Source organism: Flavobacterium piscinae, assembly GCF_004122145.1.
Lineage (GTDB): Bacteria > Bacteroidota > Bacteroidia > Flavobacteriales > Flavobacteriaceae > Flavobacterium > Flavobacterium piscinae.
Genome location: NZ_SBKQ01000030.1, coordinates 1 through 1,490, shown reverse-complemented (window position 1 = coordinate 1,490; position 1,490 = coordinate 1). Strand labels below are relative to the sequence as shown.

At 40.1% G+C, this 1,490-nt stretch carries 1 protein-coding gene and 1 pseudogene; both read right to left on the bottom strand.

Annotated features, from left to right (window positions below):
* Positions 1 to 1,222: pseudogene (locus EQG68_RS14875) on the bottom strand (PD40 domain-containing protein); the annotation flags it as partial.
* Positions 1,223 to 1,242: 20 nt separating this feature from the next.
* A partial coding sequence (locus tag EQG68_RS14870) for a type IX secretion system membrane protein PorP/SprF (protein ID WP_129465668.1) occupies positions 1,243 to 1,490 on the bottom strand: 248 nt, incomplete at its 5' end.

Sequence of the window (1,490 nt, the reverse complement as noted above, 5' to 3'; positions counted from 1 at the left end):
CTACACCCGAGCGGTTGGTAGACAAAAATCCGATGTTCTTCTCTGCATTTAACGAAAAAGCAAAATCATCTTTCTCACTGTTAATTGGTTTGCCTAAGTTGGTTGATTCACCTTTGGTCATATCATACGCAAAGACATCCAATCCTCCAAAGCCTTGTCTGCCACTTGAGGCAAAATAAAGCGTTTTGTTGTCTTCCGTAACAAACGGGAAGTTCTCTTCGCCTTCGGTGTTTACTTTTGACCCTAGGTTCTGTGGCTCACCATAAGAACCATCTGCATTAACCGCTACTTTCCAAATATCGGTTCCACCGATACTACCGGGTCTGTTCGAAGCAAAATACAAGGTTTTACCGTCTTTGCTCAACGAAGGATTTCCGGTTGAGTAGGTATTGCTGTTAAATGGCAACTGAGTGATGTTGGACCATTTTCCGTTGGCCATCGTAGCTTTATACAAATTAACTTGTCCTAGTTTGGCATTGATGGATTTGTCTTTTTCATAGCCATCTTTTTCTTTAAAGCTTTCGCTTGAAAAATAAATCGTGTTTCCATCAGCACTAAGGGAAGAAGGACCATCGTGCCATTTTGAATTTAAATCCGCTACCGGCTCTGCATTGGTAATGGTACCATCTACATTATAAGTAGCTTTGTAGATGTCTAAATAAGGCTCTTCATTCCAACCGTAGTTCTTTCTGGCTCCGTTTCGGGCACTGGTAAAGTAAAGGTTGTTTTGATGTAATACCGCTCCAAAGTCAGATTTATCACTATTAACATCCAATGATTTAATATCAAACTTCTTTTGTTTGTCAAGCAAACTCGGAAGATAGTTTGGATTGGCTTTAAAATCCTTTGCTCTTTGGTCGTTTGGTGCTTTAGAAGCAAAGCTTTGCATTTGTTTGTTGGCCTCTTCATACTTGCCTTGTGCTTTAAGCATTTGAGCATAGCGGTAGTAGGTTTCGGCATCTTGTGGTGTTTCAACGGCTCTAGCATACCATTTAGAGGCTTCCGAGGCGTTAAAGGTGTTAAAATAACTGTCGGCCAATTGTTTGTAAACATACCCGTCAGCTTTACCTTTCTCGGTTAGCTTTAAGTATTCTTGAGCGGCATCAACGTATTCTAATCGCTTGAAAAGCTTATCGGCTTTTTGCGTATCTTTAGTCTGGGCACTAAGTGGTGTAAGACTTACACTTACAATACTTAGAATCGATATATATACTTTTTTCATCGTTTGAGTTACTTTTTAGGTTAGAAAAATCGTGGTGAACGGGATACTTTCTTGGGGAAATTTACATCAAACAACAAGAAAAACTCGTGCGAAGAAGGCGTCGTAATATTCAAATCCGATACGATGTGATCATACGCATAGCCAATACGAAGATTGGGGGTGATGGCATAATTTAGCATCGCTCCAAAACTGTCTTCTAAACGATACGTAGCTCCGATTTCAAACTTCTCGAAAAACAAAAAGTTGGTCGATACATCAAGCGAGGTCG